The 16,550-nt window shown below is 70.9% G+C and carries 13 protein-coding genes; 4 read left to right on the forward strand and 9 right to left on the reverse strand.

The window, feature by feature from the left end; all coding sequences use genetic code 11:
• Both PSH03_RS07975 and PSH03_RS07980 read right to left on the reverse strand, forming a co-directional pair.
• On the reverse strand, positions 1-2,115 hold a 2,115-nt coding region (locus PSH03_RS07975; protein WP_238688699.1), incomplete at its 3' end, for a PA14 domain-containing protein.
• A 248-nt stretch (positions 2,116-2,363) separates the two neighbouring features.
• Positions 2,364-3,230 carry a copper resistance CopC family protein gene (locus PSH03_RS07980; protein ID WP_238688700.1) on the reverse strand — a complete coding sequence of 289 codons (867 nt, stop codon included), beginning with the start codon at positions 3,228-3,230 and terminating at the stop codon, positions 2,364-2,366.
• A gap of 103 nt (positions 3,231-3,333) precedes the next feature.
• Between PSH03_RS07980 and PSH03_RS07985 the strand changes: the two genes are divergently transcribed.
• From PSH03_RS07985 to PSH03_RS07995, 3 genes are read left to right on the forward strand one after another with little or no spacing between them, the layout of a single operon-like run.
• The gene (locus PSH03_RS07985) at positions 3,334-3,810 is read left to right on the forward strand and encodes a cupredoxin domain-containing protein (protein ID WP_238688701.1); all 477 of its coding nucleotides are present in this window, start codon (positions 3,334-3,336) and stop codon (positions 3,808-3,810) included.
• A gap of 5 nt (positions 3,811-3,815) precedes the next feature.
• Entirely contained in the window at positions 3,816-5,156 is a 1,341-nt protein-coding gene (locus tag PSH03_RS07990) for a hypothetical protein (RefSeq protein WP_238688702.1), read from the forward strand.
• A gap of 36 nt (positions 5,157-5,192) precedes the next feature.
• On the forward strand, positions 5,193-5,960 hold the full coding sequence (locus PSH03_RS07995; protein ID WP_238688703.1) for a nucleotidyltransferase domain-containing protein: 768 nt from the start codon (positions 5,193-5,195) through the stop codon (positions 5,958-5,960).
• Between the two features lie 35 nt (positions 5,961-5,995).
• Here the strand turns inward: PSH03_RS07995 and PSH03_RS08000 are convergent, their stop codons facing one another.
• The 3 genes from PSH03_RS08000 to PSH03_RS08010 form a co-directional block, all read right to left on the reverse strand.
• A complete protein-coding gene (locus tag PSH03_RS08000; protein WP_238688704.1) occupies positions 5,996-7,390 on the reverse strand; it encodes a dihydrolipoyl dehydrogenase family protein in 1,395 nt (464 codons plus the stop codon).
• Between the two features lie 241 nt (positions 7,391-7,631).
• Positions 7,632-9,344, reverse strand: a complete 1,713-nt coding sequence (locus PSH03_RS08005; protein ID WP_238688705.1) for a coiled-coil domain-containing protein — start codon at positions 9,342-9,344, stop codon at positions 7,632-7,634.
• A 247-nt stretch (positions 9,345-9,591) separates the two neighbouring features.
• Positions 9,592-11,166, reverse strand: a complete 1,575-nt coding sequence (locus PSH03_RS08010; protein ID WP_238688706.1) for a bifunctional NAD(P)/FAD-dependent oxidoreductase/class I SAM-dependent methyltransferase — start codon at positions 11,164-11,166, stop codon at positions 9,592-9,594.
• Positions 11,167-11,242: 76 nt separating this feature from the next.
• Here PSH03_RS08010 and PSH03_RS08015 point away from each other — a divergent pair, with 76 nt between their 5' ends.
• On the forward strand, positions 11,243-11,839 hold the full coding sequence (locus tag PSH03_RS08015) for a helix-turn-helix domain-containing protein (RefSeq protein ID WP_238688707.1): 597 nt from the start codon (positions 11,243-11,245) through the stop codon (positions 11,837-11,839).
• Positions 11,840-11,880: 41 nt separating this feature from the next.
• On the opposite strand, the gene PSH03_RS08020 is transcribed toward PSH03_RS08015, so the two are convergent.
• From PSH03_RS08020 to PSH03_RS08035, 4 genes are all read right to left on the reverse strand, one after another.
• A complete protein-coding gene (locus PSH03_RS08020) occupies positions 11,881-13,314 on the reverse strand; it encodes a class I adenylate-forming enzyme family protein (protein ID WP_238688708.1) in 1,434 nt (477 codons plus the stop codon).
• The gene (locus PSH03_RS08025) at positions 13,304-14,116 is read right to left on the reverse strand and encodes a TauD/TfdA family dioxygenase (protein WP_210786017.1); all 813 of its coding nucleotides are present in this window, start codon (positions 14,114-14,116) and stop codon (positions 13,304-13,306) included. Before PSH03_RS08025 ends, PSH03_RS08020 begins: the two co-directional genes overlap by 11 nt.
• Before the next feature lie 68 nt (positions 14,117-14,184).
• Positions 14,185-15,456: an asparagine synthase-related protein gene (locus tag PSH03_RS08030; protein WP_238688709.1), complete on the reverse strand. Its 1,272-nt coding sequence runs from the start codon at positions 15,454-15,456 to the stop codon at positions 14,185-14,187.
• 190 nt (positions 15,457-15,646) lie between these two features.
• Positions 15,647-16,423 carry an enoyl-CoA hydratase/isomerase family protein gene (locus tag PSH03_RS08035; RefSeq protein ID WP_210786019.1) on the reverse strand — a complete coding sequence of 259 codons (777 nt, stop codon included), beginning with the start codon at positions 16,421-16,423 and terminating at the stop codon, positions 15,647-15,649.
• Positions 16,424-16,550 lie beyond the last annotated feature (127 nt).

Genomic DNA, 16,550 nt, shown 5'->3' on the forward strand with positions numbered 1-16,550 from the left:
GGTGCCGTTGCAGGTCCAGAGCTGGATCTTCGTGCCGTCGGCGGTGCCAGCGTTGTCGACGTCCAGGCACTTGCCGCCGACGCCGGTGATGGTGCCGCCGGTCGGCGGCGGGGGACTGCCCGGGATCGAGTTGAGCGTGTACCACGCCTCGGTGCTCCACAGGGACTCGCCGCTGGTGGAGGTGAACGGGCGCGGCGAGCGCAGGTGCACCACGCGGCCGGCCTTGCGACCGGGCACCGTGAGGCTGACCTTCTTGCCGTCGGCCGAGAGGGTGGCCGAGGTGACGGTCAGCGTCTCCTCGTCGATCTTCGGCCCGCCGTAGTTCGACGTCGCCACGTACCGCCACTGCTTGAGCTTGTAGCGCGCGGCCAGCTCGGCGGCGGTCGCCGTCGACACCGGCTGGGTGTACTCCACCTCGAAGCCGGTCGTGGTGGCGCGCATCGCGAGCATCTCGAACGTGGTGGCGGTGTTCGGGGTGAGCTTCTGCAGGCCGTACGACAGTTTGCCGGTCTGCCCCCAGTTGCCGCCCGCGCCGAGCCCACCGACGTAGATCGCGCCGTCCGGGCCGACGTTGACCTCTGAGACACCCGCCTCCAGGCCCTGGGTGAGCCGGAACAGCGCACCCTGGTACTCGCCGTTGACCTTCTCCACATTCGCCCGTTGCAGGCCGCCGTAGGTCACGTCACCGATGACGAACTGGCCGGCGTAGCGACCGCTGGTCAGGTAGAGCGGCGTGCTGGGCGAGTTGGCGATCTCGTTCTGCGGCATCCACAGCACCGGCTGCGTGACCGGAGCGGTGTCGAACGGACCCGCCGGGTTCGTGAAGTGGTTGAAGAACCGGCCCTGCTTGACGTGCACCAGCTTCGACGAGGGCAGCCAGCCGCCCTGGTTGTCGGTGACGAAGATGCCGCCCTCCGGGCCCCAGCCGATGCCGTGTGGCGTCCGTAGGCCGCCGGCGACGTAGCTGACCGCGCCGGTGTCCCTGTTGACCTTGAGGGTGGTGCCCCGGTTGGTCGCGGGCTGCGGGTTGGTGGTGGCGCCGCCAGAGTTGATCGACACCGACAGGTTCAGATAGAAGAACCCGTCCTGGTAGAGCAGGCCGAACGCGAACTCGTGGAAGTTGCCGCCGTACGGCCAGGTGGCGACGGTCTCCAGGCGCTCGGCCACCTCGTCACCGCCGGTGTTCACCAGCCGGGTCAACCGCTGCTTCTCGGTCACGTAGACCACCCCGTCGACGACCTTGAGCCCCATCGGTTCCTTGAGGCCGCCGGCGATCTTCTTGGTGGTCACGTTGCCCGGGGTTGTCGACCCGCCGGTGTTGCCGAGGATCCAGACCTCGCCGTCCTGCGAGGTGCCGGACTGGTCGCTGCCGCCCCAGGTGCTGACGACCAGCCGGCCGTCGGCCAGCCAGTCCATGCCGGTGACCTTCGGCTGGAAGCCGCTGGGCCGCAGGTTGGTCACTGTGTAGCCGGGGTGTACGCCGGTCAGCGGCAGGCCGTCGCCGGGGGTGTCGGAGACACCCTCGCACTCCTTGCGCCCGGGTGCGGTCACCCGGACCACGCCGGCGTCGGTGCTCAGCGCCGAGTTCGGTACGACCACGAAGGTCGACGAACCGGGAGTCTTCCACTCCAGCGTGATCTGCTGCCCGCCCCCACGCTCGAAGTGGTCGATGCGCAGCGCGTGAAGGCCGGCGGTGAGGGTGACGGTGCCCTCCTTCGGCGGGGTCGCACCGTGCAGGCCGTCATGGTTGATCACCACGGCGTTGTCGATCGACAGCTTGGAGCCGTCGTCGCTGCTGAGCCGGAAGGTGTGGCTGCCGGCCTGGGTGGTGGTGATGTTGCCGAGCACCTGCGAGACGAAGTTGTCCTCGAAGCCGAAGTCGGCCGCCGAGGTCCAGTTGATGGTGGACATCAGCTTGTCGACGTTCGGGGTCTGGGCGGGCTTGAGCGTGCACAGCTCGGACAGCGGCACCTGCACGTCGAAGACGCGCAGCGTGACACCCGGTTCCTGTGCGGGAGCGGCGTTGGCGGGGACGGCCCAGAGACCGGCGGCGAGGACGAGTGCCAGCGCACCCAGGACGGGATGGTGGAGTCGGCGTAGCAGGCGTGTGCCCATCGTTCCTCCAGGAGGCAGTGGAGTGTCCGACGGCCGGCGTGGATCAGCGGTGAGGATGGCCGTCGGCCCGGCTCCGTAACGTCCTCGACGCCGACGAGTGACGTTGCGGAAACACCGGGTGGATGGCTCGGAACATTAAGGCGTTTCGATTGGACTGTCCATGGCTTCGCCTCGATACATCAAAAGTTTCCTATGTCCGTGCGAAAGTTCGCCACGGTACGCGAAGAGTGCCCGGCTATTGCGACTGTCTAACGCTGTCCGCGCCGCGCCGGACCGCCGGCTCGATTGCCGCTCTTCCGGGTCGGGTTGGCAGACGTGCGGGTTGCGGCTCCGCCCCGGCCCGCCCCGCCGACGGATCGGCGATCCACAGTGGCGGCTCCGCGCGCCGCGGGCCGACGACGGGCGGCCACCAGCACGATCGCCGAGACCACGACGACGATCAGGGCCGGGACCAACCAGGCCGGAAAGCCGTCCCCGCGTTGCTCCGGCGTGGCGCCGGCCGGATCGTCCGCCGCAGCGCCGGTAGGGGCGACCGGGCTGCCGGTGGCCCCCGGGTTGGTCGATCCCTCGCCCTCGGCCTGGGCGAGCAGCGCCGGATCCGGCCCCGCCGTGGGCGCCGACCAGCCGGCCGGGGCCGGCGTGCCCGGGCCCTGGTAGTCGAAGGTCACCTCGCCCCGCACCGCCTCACCGTCCGAGGCGACCGAGAGGTAGCTGGCGGTGTAGCGACCCTTCGCCGGCCAGTGCGCGACGGTAACCATGGCCGGGAAGCCGGTGTGGTAGAGCCGTGGCTCGAACACGCCGTTGACCATGAAGTACTCGGTGACCGGCTTGTCCAGTCGCTTCGGCTCACCGTAGGACCACCCGTTGTCCACTCGCGACCCGTCCGGACCGCTGATGGCGAAATGCGCGTTGGACGCCGGCTTCTCGGTGAAGTACAACGCCAACTGGGTCAGCGGCTCGCGTACGACAGTGCCCTTCAGCGGGGTGGAGGTCGCCAGCTGGCCGTGCGCGGACGCCGGGGCGACAGGCAGCAGCAACGACACCACAAGGGTCGCCGCCAGCGCCGCCACGACACGGCTCAGGACCCTACGCACAGTGACCAGCTTCGATCGCATTCGTTCATCATGGTCATTTCCCCGGCACCGAACAAGACGTAGAGTTCTCCTCCCCGACGATCAACCCGACACCCGTCCTCCTCGCGTCGTTCGGAGTCCGCCCGTGTTCGTCAGTACCCCCGCCACCCGGACCGCCGCCGCCCTCGCCGCCGCCACCCTCGGCGCCCTGCTCCTCGCCGGTTGCGGGCAGGACGACGACCCCTCGCTGACCACCCCCTCGCCGGGGCCCACGTCCGTCGCCCCGTCGAGCGCCACCCCCACCGCGCCGACCCCGACGGCCACCGGCACGCCCAGCGCCTCCGCCAGCACCGCCGCGGTGGACCAACAGATCACCGTCACGATCGCGAAGAAGCGGGTCGATCCGCCGACCGGACGGGTAACCGTCAGTAAGGGCCAGCTGGTCCGGATCACCGTCACCTCCGACGTGGCCGACGAGTTGCACGTGCACGGCTACGACCTGGGCGCCCGGCTGCCGGCCGGCACGCCCGGCTCGGTGGAGTTCCGCGCCGACAAGACCGGGCTGTTCGAGGTGGAGACGCACGACTCCGAGCTGGTGCTCTTCCAGCTCGTCGTCCGCTGAACGACATGACGGCCGCTCCCACGCTGCTGGCACACGGCGTCGGTGGCCGCCAGGACCTGCCGATCACGCTGCCGCAGCTCGTCGTCGCCGCCGCGCTGACCCTCGTCGTCACGTTCGTGGCGCTGGGCCTGCTCTGGCGCGAACCCCGGCTCGACCGGGACGCCGCCGGCGGTCGCCCGGTGCCTCGCTGGCTCGCCCGACTCGTCGACGCGCCCGCGTTGCGGTGGGCGCTGCGCGGGCTCGGCCTGCTCGCCGCCGCCTGGTTCTGCCTCGGTCTGCTGGGCGGCCCCGACACCGCTGACAACCCGACCGCCGGCGCACTCTACGTGCTGCTCTGGGTCGGGCTGGCCCCGCTGTCGCTGCTGCTCGGCCCGATCTGGCGGGCGGTCAACCCGCTGCGCACGGTGCACCTGCTCGCGGCGCTGGCGGCGCGGCGCGACCCGAACCGTGGGCTCCGTGAGCTGCCCGACAGCGTCGGCTGGTGGCCGGCCGCCGCCACGGTGTTCGGGTTCGTCTGGCTGGAACTGGTGGCCCCCGACCGGGCCACCCTGCCGGTCATCACCGCCTGGCTGGCCGGGTACGCGGTGGTCCTGCTGGCCGGCGCGGTGCTGTTCGGCGCCGGCTGGTTCGACCACGCCGACCCGTTCGAGGCGTACAGCACACTGATCGGTCAACTCGCCCCGCTCGGCCGGGCCGCCGACGGCGTGCTGGTCTGGCGCAACCCGCTCGACGGGATCGCCGGCCTGCGACCCCGCCCCGGACTGGTCGCCGTGGTGATCGTGCTGCTCGGCTCGACCATGTACGACAGCCTCTCCAACGCGCCGGGCTGGTTGCGCTTCGGCCAGGAGAACGGCCTGCACCCGGCCGTCACCGGCAGCGTCGGTCTGAGCCTCGTCATCGCCGCCGTCGCGGTCGCGTACCTCGCCGCCACCGGCGCCGCGGCGCGCATCGGTCGCGCCGACGCGGCCGAGGCCCGCGGGGTGCCGGGCGAGATCGCCCACTCCATCGTGCCGATCGCGGTGGGGTACGTGGTGGCGCACTACTACTCGCTGCTGATCCTGGAGGGCCAGCGCACCGTCGCGTTGCTCTCCGACCCCCTGGGCACCGGCGCCAACTGGCTCGGCACCGCCGACTGGGAGCCGCAGACCGCGCTGATCACGCCCTCCGGGGTGGCGACCCTCCAGATCACCGTCATCATCCTCGGGCACCTGCTCGGCACGCTGCTCGCCCACGACCGCGCCCTGTACCTGTTCCCCCGGGCCCGGGCGGTGGCCGGCCAACTACCCCTGCTGGCACTGATGGTCGCCTACACCGTCGCCGGTCTGCTGCTGCTCTACGCGGGGTAGTCCCGTCGGGCTCCGACCCGTGCGTCATGATGGCCCGTGGACTCCGATCTTCAGCGCTACCTCGACGACCTCGTCAGCACCGCCCGGGACGTGCTCGGCGCCGACCTGGTCGGCGCGTACGCGGCCGGCTCGGTGGGGCTGGGGGCGTACCAACCCGGCCGCAGCGACGTGGACGTGGCGCTGCTCAGCGCCGGGCCGCTCACCGACACCGCCAAGCGGACGTTGGTCGCCCGGCTGCGGCACGAGGCGCTGCCCTGCCCCGCACGCGGACTGGAGCTGGTCGTCTACGACCGGGCGGTGGCCGCCTCCGGCACCCCGGAGCCCGGCTTCGAGGTCGAACTGAACACCGGGGCCGGCATGCCGTTCCGGCGCACCCTCGACCCCGCCGACCGCCCGGTCACCGACGGCCGATTCTGGTACGGCCTCGATCGCAGCATCCTGCACCAGAGTGGACTCCCACTGCTCGGCCCGCCGGCCGGAGAGGCATTCGCCGACCTCGCCCCGGCCGACCTGCGCCGGCTGCTCATCGAGGCGCTGTCCTGGTGGCTCGCCCTGCCCACACCGCCGGCCGACCAACCCGCGCCCGGCACCGAGGACGCCGTACTCGGCGCCTGCCGGTCACTGGTGCGCCACCGCGACGGCGTCTGGTTGGCGAAGATGGCCGCCGGCCAGCGGCTGATCGACGCCGGCGACCGGGCCGAGGTGATCCGTCAGGCGATCGCCGCACGGCACGGCGGGCCGCCGCCCACCGGGGCACAGGCCCGCGCCTTCCAACAACGGGTACGCGACGAGATCGCCGGGTAGCCGTTCCGCCGCTGCGGGAGCGGGCCTCGCGGGGCTCAGCGGACCGGGCTGGACTCCAGCGAGGCGAAGAGCAGGTTGAGACCCTCGGTCATGGTCGGGTGGGTGATGACCGCATCCCGCAGGGCGGTCCACGGCATCCCGGCGAGCATGGCCAGCTGCACCGAGGTGATCACCTCACCGGCCTCGGCGCCGAGCAGCGCCGCACCGAGGATCCGGTCGGTGCTGGTGTCGATGACCGCCTTCCACATGCCCTGGGTCTGGCGCAGGGTGCGTGCCCGGGGGATGGCGGCGACCGGCAGGTGGGCGACCTGGATGTCGTACCCGGCGCGGCGCGCCCCGGTCTCGGTCAGCCCGATCCGCGCCAGCTCCGGGGTGGTGAAGACGGTGTACGGGATCAGCCGGTCGGCGGTGCTGCGCTGGCCCCCCGCGAGGTTCGCCCGGATGATCCGGTAGTCGTCCAACGAGACGTGGGTGAACTGCGGGCTGCCGGCGACGTCCCCGGCCGCCCAGGTGCGCTCGGCGCTGGTGCGCAGGTGCTCGTCGACCTCCACGAAGCCCCGGTCGCTGAGCCGTACGCCGGCCACGTCCAGGCCGAGCCCGTCGGTGACCGGTTCCCGCCCGGCCGCCACCAGCACGTCGTCCCCGATCACCACGCTGCCGTCGTCCAGCGTCACCCGGAGCGAGCCGTCGGCCTCCCGGTCGACGCGCGCGACCGCCACACCCACCCGTACGTCGATGCCATCATCGAGGAAGACGCGCATCACCGCGTCGCTGATGTCGGGGTCCTCGCGGGTGAGCAGGCGTGGACCACCCTCGACCACTGTCACCGCGCTGCCGAACAACGCGAACATCTGCGCGAACTCCACCCCGACGGTGCCGCCGCCGAGCACCACCAGCCGGGCCGGCAGCCGATCCAGGTGCAGCAACTCGTCGCTGGTGAGCACCCCGGCCTCGGCCATCCCGGGCACCGACGGCAGATGGGGGCGGGTGCCCGTGTTGATCACCACGTCGCTGCCGCGCAGCAGTCGCTCGCCGCCGTCGGCGAGTGCCACCCGTACGGTTCGTGGGCCGACGAACCGGGCCTCGCCGATCACCAGGTGCAGGCCGGAGTCGAGGAACTGCTGCCGGTTGGCGGCGACCATCCCCTCGACCACGTCCTGCTTGTGCGCGCGCAACAGGTCGATGTCGACCCGGCCGCCCTCCACCGTCAGGCCGAGCGCCGACGCGTCCCGTAGCTGGCGGGCGGCCCGCGCGCTGGTCACCAGTGCCTTCGTCGGGATGCACGCGACGTTGATGCAGCTGCCGCCGATCATGCCGCGCTCGACCATGGCGACCCGCTGACCGGATCGGGCGACGTCCATGCTCAACGTCTTGCCGGCCTTGCCGCCACCGACGACGAGCAGGTCGAACTCCTCCGGTTGGTCGGTCACCGGGCGCGCTCCTCTCGGTCACCGGCCAGGCCGGCGGCCACCGCTGGTGCGCGGCGGCCAGCCCAGCCTGCCAGCTCGACCGGACGCGGCGACCCGGTTCCGCGCAGAATCCGCCCGGGCCGCCCCCATTCCGCGATCTTGCACTAACTGTCCCGACGTAGGGGGCATTCCGCGCATCTCGGCGACCGAAACTGCAAGATCGGCGGGGGTGGGGTGGGGTGGGGTGCAACGGTGGCTGAGGTTAGTGCCGGGCGGCGCCGTTCTCGCTGACCGGCTGCCCGAAGGCCAGGAACGGTACGGGCGTCGGTGCGTCAGTGCCGATGTGCCGAGGGAAGGTCCGCTCGGCGTCGTCGGCGCCAACCTCCCGGGCAGCCGTAGGTTCGGACGTCGTCGGCTCGTCCGCCACCGCCGGTGCGTCCGCCTGCTCGTCATTCGCCTGCTCCGCCGGGGCCCGGTCGCCAGTGGCCTGTCCTACCGGGGTCAGGTCGGCGTAGCCGTTCTCGGTCGGGCTCCGATCGGCAGGTGCGGGGTTGAGCGGGGCGCGCTCGGCAGTGGCGCGGTCGGCGTCCGCGTCGTCCACTGTGGGTCGCTCCGCGGAGTACCGGTCGACGCCGACGCGGTCGACGTTGAGCCGCTCGACGCCTACCCGCTCGGGGGCGGGCCGGTCGGCGCTGGAGCGGGAACCCACCATCGGGTATTCAGCGGTCTCCGTACCGCCGGCTGCCGCGGCCATGACCGCGGCGGCGGCGAGGTCGGCCACCCGCTTCGCCTCCCGCTGCACGCGGGCGCGGACCTCCTTGGCGTGCCGCTCGGCGGAGTCCCCGGCCCGCCGGGCCTCGTCCAACCGGGCACTTTCGGCGGTCAGGTCCCGACGGACCTCACTGAGTCGCTGCTGCATCCGGGACAGCTCGTTCTCCAGCGTCTCGCCCTCCTGGCGGATCTCGGCGAGCTGCTGGCGGCCGGTGTCCAGCTCGGCGTTCAGCTCGGCGGCCTCCTGCCGGCGCTCCTCGAGCTCCTTCTGCAGGGCGGCGAGCTGCTGCTGATGGCTGGCGGCCTGCTCGTCGGCGCGGTTGCGCAGCTCGGTCACGTGCTGCTGCGCCTCGGCCAGCAGCGCGGCGATCTGCTGCTCGGTCGCGCTGCGCTGCTCGGCCAGCTCCTGCTCGGCGGCAGCCTGCTGTTCGGCGATGTCCTGCTCGGCGGCGGTACGCCGTTCGTTGACCTCTCGCTCCACGTTGGCCTGCCACTGGGCCATTTCCTGCTGGTGCTTGGAGCGGGTCGACTGGAGTTCCTGCTGGATCTGGGTACGGGCCGACTTCATCAGCGCGTCGGCGGCGACCCGGGTCTGGTTGAGCTGCTGTGCGCTCTGCTCGGTGATCCGCTTGGCCTCGTGCTGGGCGCGCTCGTGCGCGGCCTCACCGTCGGCCCGCAACTGCTCGGCGTGCTCGCGGATCGCTGTCAGTTCGGCCTCGGCCAGGGTGCGCCGCTCCTCGTGCGCCTGCTCCTGCTCGGCCCGCCGGGCGGCCAGTTCCTCGGCCAGATCCTGACGTGCCTGGGCGGCCCGCTCACGGGTGTCGGCGAGGATCCGTTCGGACTCGCTGCGCAGCTCGTTGGCCCGGTCGGTGGCCGACTCGGTGATGATGCCGGCCTGCTTCTCGGCGAGCGCCATGATCTCGCCGACCATCGGGCCCAGATCGTGGAACGAAGCGCGGTCCACCTGCACGGGTTGCTCCTGAAGCTCGGCCAGTTCGGCGCGCAGCCGCTGCACCTCGGCGGTCAGTTCACGGACGCGGACCGCGGAGCGCCCGTGCTCTCCGCTCAGCATTGCTATCTGGCCGTCGAGCTGCTCCAGGTGCCGGTCCACCTGGCGTTTGTCGTATCCGCGCAGGGCGAGCTCGAAGCTCGGCCGGGAGGCCGCATCGTCGCGTGCTGCGTGCGGCTCAGCGCCGATGGACATGCACCATCCTCCGTACGATCGGGGCGTCAGGGTCGGCGGTCGCCTGCCCCACGGGCCGTCAGTGTGGCGCAACGCTACCGCCGACCGGACCTCATGCGAAGTCCTGCCCCACCACCTCTCACGTTGGCGTCCCGCGTCCCCCCGATCCCGCGCCGATCATGGACTCGTGGTGCCGGAAAGGTGATGCTCCACCACCTTTGTCATCCAGCACCACTCCATGATCGACGCAGGTCACCTCGACGCGAGGTCAGCGTCGGCGGGCGACCAGGACCGCGTCGTGGTGGGTGATGTCCTCACCGTTCTGGTTGGTGGCGAGGCGGGAGCGTTCCTCAGCCGCCAACACCTCCCAGTGGGCCGGCTCCAGATCGGCTGCCACGTCCTGCGCGGTGTACATCGCGTCCGGCATGTGCATCCGGTGCGCCGACCCCCACAGATCCGACGGGTGGTGCCCGACGATCAGCAGGACGCCGCCGGGTGCCACCGCCGCGGCCAGCCGGCCGAACAACTCCCGCCGCTCCGCCGGTGGCAGGTGCATGAACTGCGCTGACACCAGGTCGTACGCCTTCTCGGTGGGCGGCTTGTCCCGTAGGTCGGCGTGGGTGAACTCGATCCGGTCGCCCACTCCGGCGGCCTCGGCGTGCGCGGCGGCCCGGCTCAACGCCGTGCTGGAGATGTCCACCGCCGTCACCTGCCAGCCGCGCTCGGCCAACCACACCGCGTCGCCGCCCTCGCCGCTGCCCACGTCCAGGGCGCGCCCCGGGGCCAGGTCGGTGACCTCGGCGACCAGCTGCGGGTTCGGCCGGCCACTCCAAATCGAGGGGCGGGACTGGTAGCGCTCCTCCCACGCCGGCTCCTCGAACGTCGTCGCCACCAACTGCCGGTACGCGGCCACCGCGTCCCGGGTCTCCTCGGCGATGAGATCGGCGTTGATCGCCGCCGCCGCGGTCAGGCCGGCCCCGGCGGACGTGATCACCTGACCGCGGATGTCGGCCACGTTGCCCGCCACCCAGACACCTGGGACGGTCGTCGCGCCGGTGGCGTCGGTCGGGATCTGGGCACCGATGACGTGCTCACCCATCGTCACCTCCTCCGGGGCCAGACCCAACCCCACCAGCACATCGGCGCGGGGGGTCAGCCGCGTCGCCACCACGATCGCGTCGAGCGCCACGACCCGGCCGTCGGCGAGCCGTACACCGGTGAGCGCGTCGTCGGTCACCTCCACCGCGGCGACCGGGCCGGGCACCACAGCGATGCTGCGGGCGGCGAGCCGCTCGGCGGTCTCCGCGTCGGGTGCGGGGGAGTCGTGCAGGAGGAGCAGCACGCTGGGGCTCCACTGTCGCCACATCTCGGCCTGGTGCACGCTCAGCGGGCTGGTCGCCAGAATGCCGATCCGGCGGTCCCGAACCTCCCAGCCGTGGCAGTACGGGCAGTGCAGCACGTCGCGACCCCACCGCTGGGCCAGGCCGGGCACGTCGGGCAGTTCGTCGGTCAGTCCCGTGGTCACCAGCAGCCGCCGGGCCCGCACCGCCTCCCCGCCGTCCAGGCCCAGCCGGAACCCGTCGTCGTCCCGGGTCGCCGCCTGCACGCGTCCGGTGCGGAACTGCCCGCCGTACCCGGCCACCTCGGCCCGTCCGATCGCGAGCAGCTCGCCCGGCGGCGTCCCCTCCCGGCCCAGGTAGTTGTGCACCCGATCGGCCGGCGCGTTGCGCGGCTCACCGGAGTCGATCACCAGCACCGACCGTCGGGCCCGGCTCAGCGCCAGGGCTCCGCTGAGCCCTGCGGCGCCGCCACCCACCACCACCACGTCGTATGTCTCGTCCACCGGTATCTCCCTCTTGCTTCGTCGGCTGCGCCCACCATCCGTCGCCGTCGGCAAGGTGGCAACTATCCTTGCCGTTATGGCAAACGAGGACAGCGCTGCGCTGGCGGCCGTCGGCCCCCGGCTGCGTGCCCTGCGTCACCAACGCGGGACCACGCTGACCCAGCTCGCCGACCTGACCGGCATCTCGGTGAGCACCCTGTCCCGGCTGGAGTCCGGTAGCCGTCGGCCCACCCTGGAGTTACTGCTCCCGCTGGCGAGGGCCTACCAGGTGGCGCTGGACGAACTGGTCGACGCCCCCGCCACCGGCGACCCCCGGGTACGCCCCAAACCGATCGTCATCCACGGCGTGACGTACCTGCCGCTGACCCGCCGACCGGGCGGTGTCCAGGCGTTCAAGCAGATCTTCCCGCCGGACCCGTCCGCCGGGGGCCGAATCCCGCAGGCCCACGAGGGGTACGAGTGGCTCTACGTGCTCTCCGGGCGGCTACGCCTGCTGCTCGGTGACCGTGATCTGACGCTGACCCCGGGGGAGGTGGCCGAGTTCGACACCCGCATCCCGCACCTTTTCTTCAACCCTGGCCCGGGCACCGCCGAAGCCCTCAGTCTCTTCGGGCCGCAGGGGGAGCGGTTGCACGTCCGTGCCCGCCCGGCCACGCCCGACAAGCAGGTGTGATCCACACGAATCTTCGGCGGTGGACTGCCCAGCCATCCGGCTCAGCCCCACCTGCGCAGGATGGCTGGTTTGTCGAGCTTTCCGACCGGGGTGTGCGGAAGCTCGTCGACCACCTGTACGCGGTCAGCCAGACCGTGCTCGCCCAGGAGGCGGCGCACCGCTGCGGCGACGTTCCGCACCGAGGCTCCGTCGGCCGGCGTCACCACCACCAGCGGGGCTGACCCGTCACCCCTCGATGAGGGTAGGACCGCGGCCTCACCGACTGCGGCGTCGGCTTGAAGCGTGCCTTCGAGCTGGGGTGCGAAGATCAGTCGTCCCGACGTGGTGGTCAAGACGTCGGCGACTCGGCCCAGGACGCGGTACTCGCCGGATTCGGTCTGCTCGCCCACGTCGCCGGTCCGGTACCAGCCGGCCCGGAAGGCCCGTGCCGTCTCGACCGGGTTGCCTTCGTACCCGATGCTGGTGTGGGGCGAACGGGCCAGGATCTCACCGAGTGCCGGCATCTGCGCCGAGAGCGGTTCCAGCGTCACCTCGACTGCCGGCAGCGGATGCATGCCGCGGGACTCCTGCGCGACGTCGTCCAGGTTGCCCAGGACGATGCCGAACTCCGTGGACCCGTAGATGCGACGGATCTGGACTCCGAGGTGTCGGCGCGCCTGCGTGATCACCTCCGGGCTGAGATAGGCCCCGCCGCAGAGCGGCAGCCGTAGCGACGGCAACGCGGTTGATCCGGTGTCGGCCAGCAGCTGGTAGTGGCGTGGCAAGGCACTGAAGATGGTCGTGCCCGATTCGGCGAGAGTGCTCAGTAGCCGATCCGGAGGCGCGGCAGGGTCGGAGAGCACGAGTCGGGCTCCGGCCAGGAGCGCCGGAAACATGTGCACATCGACACCGTGGGCCACATCCAACGGATGCATGGTCAGGAAGACGTCCTCGGAGGTCACCTTCAGATAGGACAGCCATTGCCGCCGATCGGCCAGCAGGTCTTCCTGACGCCAGGCGACGAGCTTGGGGACCCCGGTGGATCCGGTGGTCTCCAGCAACCGGAAGACGCCGGACCGAGAGCCGACCGGCAGCGACTCGACGGCGCGCGGGGCGGACCCGGCGAAGAGGGCGTCGACACCGAGACTGTCGACCGGGGTGTTGAGCAGGTCGTCGGGCTGCTCGTGGATCAGGAGTTGGACCGGGACCTGGGCCAGCGACCAGCGAAGACGATCCCGGTTCGCCTGCACGCTGATCGGCAGGTGCACCGCGCCGAGCCGAGCCAGGGCGAGGATGATCGCGATGTATGCGGGGCCGTTGTGCAGCCGGGTGGCGACGTGGTGACCAGGCTGCACCCCGACGCCGAGCAGGCCGGTGGACGCCCGCTCGACCAGGTCGCTCAGCTGGGCATACGTGAACTCCTCTCCGTCGACGGCTTGAACGGCCACCGCTGCCCTGCGGGTCCGAACCACCTCCTGGAAGGCCTCATGCAGCATGCGGATCGTCCTGGCGTGCCGTATTGAGGGTGACCTGTCCGCGCAGGAGCAGCCGTACCCCGTCGGCACCGATCGCGGTGCGGCCGTGCAGGGTGCGCTGGTTGTCGATCACGAGAAGGTCGCCGACCTGCCAGCGGTGCTGGTAAAGGAATCGGGGGCGGTGTAGGAAGTCACTGAGCTGGGTGAAGAAATTGTCCGTGGTGGCTCGGTCGCCACCTTTGACCCGTACCTGCCAGCCGTGGTTGGTGCCGGCGGGGAACGGCAACGTCAGGTTCAGGGACCGAACCCGACCGTAGTCGCGGACAGTGGGGATCTCGTACCAGTCGTCAGGGACGGTCGGGAAGTAACCCCGATCCTCGACCAGATACTCCAGCCCTACGGTCTCGATCGTCTGCCGCAGGTCGTCGGGCATCTCGGCCCACGCCGCCAACTGGTCACAGACGGTCGTCTCGCCGGATCCGGGTTCGTCGCGGAACTCGCTGGCGTACAGGACGATCAGATCCGTCTGCTCTCCTACCAGGATGCCGTCGGTGTGCAGCGGGAGTGGGCCGCGCCCGGTGACCACCTTTCCCTCGTCTGCCGAGGCGTTCAACTTGAGCAGGTCGGCCCGGCCCTCGCCGAACTTGTGCCGCACGGTGTCGCCGAGCTCGTGCACCAAGCGTTGAAAGGCTGGTTCGTCGAGATCGAGCCCTCGTACGAGGGCGGCGCCGGTACGGGTCGCGGCGGTGCGGCAGGCGCTCGCCAGATTGTCCGTAGGGGCGGGGTCGAGTACTAGCCCGAGACCTGACGGGGTGAGACTCAAGGTCATCTCCTGAGATGTGGCGATGGGATGTGGGTGGGGCGGCCGCGGTGAGCCGGGTTCGGGGGTGGTCAGCGCTTGGCGTTGGCGATGCTGCGCTCGTACACCTGCCGCGGGTCCCAGTCGTCGATCGAGCCTTCCTGTGCCAGGTCCAACAGTTCCCGAAAGCAGGCCAGGTAGATCGCGGCCCGGTCGACGCCGGGTGCGTCCGTCTCGAGTCGCTTCACGACTCCTCGCTGCAGACCGCCGCCGTGATGAACGGCGATCTTGCGACGCCAGGCGATGTCGTGCGACACCCGTCGGCTCATGGCCTGGCGGAGGTGGAACTTCTCCCTCCCGCCACGCACCTTGCAGTCCGGCGCGGTGTCCAGGGCGACCTGGATCACCGGCCACGCCCAGAAGGGGTGATGGACTTCCCGGCCGTGCGCCAACGGCAACCGGCTGGACAGTTCATTGGTGAACCGGGTCTGGTGGATGGCCGCGATCGTCTGGTCGATCAGTTCCTCCGGCGCGTTGAACGGACGGTAGATGCCGGCGTTGATGAGATCGCTTCCGTACCCGGTCAGCAGCACCTCGTCGCGCGGAATCTCGGTCCCGTCGTAGAGCGCCGTGGCGGTCAGCGCGACCTCCACCACCTCAGGTTCCGTCACACCCAGCCCTCGGATGGCCTGCGGGACGGCAGCCATGATGCGTTCCTCGGACAGTTCGATCCGGCGTACCGAGAGACCGAGGTGATCGCCCAACTCCGCGGCGTCGTCGAACTCGTCGCCCCAGGGAGTGCCGGCGCTGTACGGCGTCACGGCGAGTCCCTCCGAGGCGGCGAGCAAGGTGACGGTGCCGGAGTCGATGCCGCCTGACAGGAGCGTTGCGAACCGGTCGAGGGGCCGGTTCCGGGCTACCGCCCGGATCTGCGCCTGCACGGCGCTGACCTGCGCCTCTCCTGCTTCCAGCGCGTCGGTCAGCCGGGGACGCCGCAGGTGCCGCAGAGGATCGTCGGCCAGGGTGGTGCGTAGGGTCCACCCGTCGCGCAGCCGCCGTCCCTCCTGCACCGCGCCGAACGGCACCCGGCTGACGTGCAGCAGGGCGGTCTCGTCACTTTGCGGCTGAGGTCGCTCTGGGCGGACCTCGACGGGCAGACCGAGCGCGGGCAGGATCAGCGGGGCCAGAAACAGGTCGGTGAAGAATGCCAGCTTGCCCTGAGATCGGTTGAACGCCAGGTAAATGGCATCCTCGTTCAGCGCTGAGGTCCGCACCACGACGCGGTCCTCGTCGACGAGGATCCGTGCCGTGTCGGAACCGGTGGTGCCGGTCGGAGCGTCGCCGGTCGCGGGCTGGACCGACATCGTCCGCACATTGATCTCCAACGGCGTGGTGCGAGGGTTGTCACCCGCCAACCCGCTGGTGTGAACTCTCAGGTCACCGACGTGGACAGCGGGCCTTATCCGCTCCAAAGGGGTCAGATCGCAGTTCCCGACCGCCGCCCACCTGCTGGCCGCCATGATGGTGTTCCTTCCGCGTGAGAGGTCCGCGACGTCACCGACTGCTGTCGATGACCTGTCGCATGTTGCGCTGCGCCTCACCGGCGGCGAACGCCGCCCGGTGCGCCTGCTTGCCGATGACTCGAAGCTGTTCGAGCCCGTCGACGAATCCGCTGTTGAGGTACGGTTTGGTGCTTCGGAAGCCGGCCGTCGGGTACGCCGCGAAGGACCGGGCCCGCTGCACGGCGGTGGAGAGCAGTCGGTCCACCGGGACCACGTCGTGGAGCAACTTGTCCTGCAGGCTCCGCGCGGCCGGCCAGTCCCCGCTGGACATCAGCATCTGCTGCATGACACTGCGGCCCACGGACCGCTCGAGCATGTATCCACCGAAGGTGCAGGCGATGCCCACCTGGAATTCCGGCATCTTCAGCACGCACCGGTCGCTGCCCACCCGGTAGTCCGCGGTGAGCGCGATCTGCAGGCCGATACCGATCGCGAAGCCGTCGATCGCCACCACCAACGGGCGGTTGAGCTGTAGACAGGCGACGTACAGGTCGGTGATGTGATCGATCCACTCGTCAACCTCGTCGCCGCCGCGGAACGTCGACGTCTCGTGGAAGTCACCCCCCACGCCGAAGGACCTGTCGACGCCGCTGAACAGCACGACCGCACGGATGCCCGGGTCGTCGAGGTCGCGAACCGTCTCGGTCAGCGCCCGCATCCGGGGCATCGACCACATGTTGTGCCGGTGGCCCTCGGAGAACTCCACCACGGCCACGCCCTCGGAGACGTCGAGGCTGAAATAGGTCTGCGTGCTCAATTCCGCTGACATTCGCTTCCGCTCTTCCGACTGGTTGGTGTCGCCCCCCGGGGTATCGGTACCGCGAGGCCGGCCCGGGCAGCTCAAGACGCGCCGACGTACGGCGAAGAACGGCGGGATCGTCAAGCACGGTACGACA

This window comes from Micromonospora salmantinae (genome assembly GCF_022230905.1).
GTDB lineage: Bacteria > Actinomycetota > Actinomycetes > Mycobacteriales > Micromonosporaceae > Micromonospora > Micromonospora salmantinae.